This window comes from Polaromonas sp. P1_G2 (assembly GCF_056405515.1).
Map to the genome: position 1 here is coordinate 1 of NZ_JBFUBY010000466.1, position 2771 is coordinate 2771.

Here is a 2771-nt window from a genome sequence, read left to right on the forward strand (position 1 = left end):
CAATCGCTCAATATCTATATGGCGGGCGCTTCGGGCAAGAAGCTCGACGACACCTATAAGCTCGCCTGGCTGCGTGGCCTGAAGACCACCTATTACCTGCGCACGCAGAGCGCGACGCACGCCGAGAAATCGACCGTGACCGCGGGCAAGATGAACTCGGTGTCGTCCGGCTCCGCACCCGCCGCCGGCGGTATGAGCGCGCTCGAAACGGCCGCCGCAGCAGCACAGGCACAGATGAATGCAACGCCTGCCACCGACATCAAGTTCTGCGCGATCGACGATCCGGGATGCGAGGCCTGCCAATAAAAGCATTGAATCGCGGGACCGCCCGGCCCCGCGATTCGATGTATATGAGCAACACAATTTTGTAGCGATGTGAATGAACACTTTTCATTTTGTATCGCTGCTTTCATAATCCCACAGTATTGGAAACCTCTATGTTGACCTGGGACGAAGAAGTCAAACCATCGTTGCAAACATCTCAGAACAGCGGCTCGCCCGAAGGCCGCTCGATGGAACTTCCGCCTCTTTCTTTTAACGCCGCCGAGCAACCCCAGGCGCAAGTGCGCATGCTCAACGACGGTGCCTTCACACCGGCACAAGCCGCAGCCCCTTCGGCTCCTGTCTCCGCAGAACCCGCCAAGGCACAGCGCGTCAAGGCTTCCGACAAACGCATCATCAACGGCCAGACCGACGTCAACCAGCTGGTGCCGTTCAAGTACAAATGGGCCTGGGAAAAATACCTCGCCACCTGCGCCAACCACTGGATGCCGCAGGAAGTGAACATGACGCGCGACATCGCCCTCTGGAAAGACCCGAACGGCCTGACCGAGGACGAACGCCGCCTGGTCAAGCGCAACCTGGGTTTCTTCGTGACTGCCGACTCGCTGGCCGCCAACAACATCGTGCTGGGYACCTACCGCCACATCACGGCGCCCGAGTGCCGCCAGTTCCTGCTGCGCCAGGCTTTTGAAGAAGCCATCCACACCCACGCCTACCAGTACATCACCGAGTCGCTGGGCCTGGATGAAGCCGAGATCTTCAATGCCTATAACGAAGTCCAGTCCATCAAGGACAAGGACCAGTTCCTGATCCCTTTCATTGAAGTCATCTCCGACCCGCACTTCAAGACCGGCACCACCGAAGCCGACCAGACCCTGCTCAAGTCGCTGATCGTCTTCGCCTGCCTGATGGAAGGCCTGTTCTTCTACGTCGGTTTCACCCAGATCCTTGCCCTGGGCCGCCAGAACAAGATGACCGGCGCCGCAGAACAATACCAGTACATCCTGCGCGACGAGTCCATGCACTGCAATTTCGGCATCGACCTGATCAACCAGCTCAAGCTCGAGAACCCCCATCTCTGGACGGCGGAGTTCAAGGCCGAGATCAAGGCCCTGTTCATGAAAGCCGTCGAACTGGAATACCGCTACGCCGAAGACACCATGCCGCGCGGCGTGCTCGGCCTCAACGCCTCCATGTTCAAGGGTTACCTGCGCTACATCGCCAATCGCCGCGCCACGCAGATCGGACTTGAAACTCTCTTCCCCAACGAGGAGAATCCATTCCCGTGGATGAGCGAAATGATCGACCTGAAAAAAGAACGCAATTTCTTTGAAACCCGCGTGATCGAGTACCAGTCCGGTGGTGCCCTTTCCTGGGATTGATTGAACAAGACGCGCAACACAAGCCGACAATGATTTCTAGAATTGCAATGACCAATGACAGCACCGCAGAGTGCGCGTTGGGCTTTGCTCCTGTGTTCGCGGCGCTGGGACCGGTTTATCCGGGGCCCAACGCCGTGAATCGCTTTACGTACTCCAACCGTGAAGTGCTCTTTGCAACGTGATCAAGGAGAAAACTATGGCAACTGCGAAAAAAACTGCGGCTAAAAAAGCTGCTCCGAAGAAAGCCCCTGCGAAAAAAGTAGCGGCYAAGAAGGGTAGCGGCCAAGAAGCCAGCGGCGAAGAAAGCCGCAGCGAAAAAGCCGGCAGCCAAGAAGGCCGCGAAGAAGGTAGCGAAGAAACCAGCGGCCAAGAAAGCCGCTGCGAAGAAGCCTGCCGCCAAGAAAGCAGCGAAAAAGCCCGCTGCGAAGAAAGCCGCGAAAAAACCTGCTGCCAAGGCGCCCGCTGCCGCGGCTGCGCCTGCGGCTCAGACGACTCTGAACCCGCAAGCGGCCTGGCCGTTTCCGACAGCCAGCAAGCCGTAAGCAGTAAGGTAATTCTGCTTAGAGCCCGATATCGAAAGATGTCGGGCTTTTTTCATGCCCGGCCCACTCCCTCATCCACCCGATTGCCTGCCCTGCTCAACCATGACCCCGCCCACACCACCGCCTGACCTTGCTTTTCTGCGGACGGAAAAGAACGGCGATGTGCTGGTCGATGTGCACGTGGTGCCAAATGCCGCCAGAACCCAGGCGGCAGGCCTGCACGGCGAAGCCGGCCGGCAGGCACTTCGCCTGCGGCTGCAGGCGCCACCGGTGGACGGCAAGGCCAACCAGGCGCTTGTGAAATGGCTGGCCGGCTGCCTGGACGTTCCGCAGCAAGCAGTCACGCTGGTGCGCGGAGAGGCCTCCAGGCGCAAGCAGCTGCGCGTGAGCGCTGCGGCGGCCGGCCGGGCCGCATGGGATGTCTTGGTGAAAGCGGCGGGCGAGGATGGCTCGCCTGGTTGATGAGAAGAGGCGAGGTTCAGCCCGCGATCTGGGCAGCCGTCAGCGTGTAGTTCTGGCCGCCGCGCGTCGCGATCTTCAGTGCGCCAACCCGGTTGCCCAGCGC

The 2771-nt window shown here is 59.7% G+C and carries 4 protein-coding genes and 1 pseudogene; all 5 read left to right on the top strand.

Translation table 11 applies throughout. The features are described from left to right. A pseudogene (locus AC1D0P_RS25245) lies at nucleotides 1–306 on the top strand (ribonucleoside-diphosphate reductase subunit alpha); the annotation flags it as partial. A gap of 131 nt (nucleotides 307–437) precedes the next feature. Next, the gene (locus AC1D0P_RS25250; protein WP_477679242.1) at nucleotides 438–1664 is read left to right on the top strand and encodes a ribonucleotide-diphosphate reductase subunit beta; all 1227 of its coding nucleotides are present in this window, start codon (nucleotides 438–440) and stop codon (nucleotides 1662–1664) included. 47 nt (nucleotides 1665–1711) lie between these two features. Further along, nucleotides 1712–1846 carry a hypothetical protein gene (locus AC1D0P_RS25255; protein WP_436156450.1) on the top strand — a complete coding sequence of 45 codons (135 nt, stop codon included), beginning with the start codon at nucleotides 1712–1714 and terminating at the stop codon, nucleotides 1844–1846. Between the two features lie 14 nt (nucleotides 1847–1860). After that, nucleotides 1861–2334, top strand: coding sequence for a hypothetical protein (locus AC1D0P_RS25260; protein ID WP_477679243.1), 474 nt, complete (start codon nucleotides 1861–1863; stop codon nucleotides 2332–2334). Then, nucleotides 2309–2668: a DUF167 domain-containing protein gene (locus tag AC1D0P_RS25265; protein WP_477679244.1), complete on the top strand. Its 360-nt coding sequence runs from the start codon at nucleotides 2309–2311 to the stop codon at nucleotides 2666–2668. Before AC1D0P_RS25260 ends, AC1D0P_RS25265 begins: the two co-directional genes overlap by 26 nt. Nucleotides 2669–2771: the final 103 nt, after the last annotated feature.

What these genes read in the sequence shown, in the direction of transcription:
- AC1D0P_RS25265 (WP_477679244.1), top strand. Translation starts at nt 2,309, where the DNA reads ATGACCCCGCCCACACCACCGCCTGACCTTGCTTTTCTGCGGACGGAA.
- AC1D0P_RS25255 (WP_436156450.1), top strand. Translation starts at nt 1,712, where the DNA reads ATGACCAATGACAGCACCGCAGAGTGCGCGTTGGGCTTTGCTCCTGTG.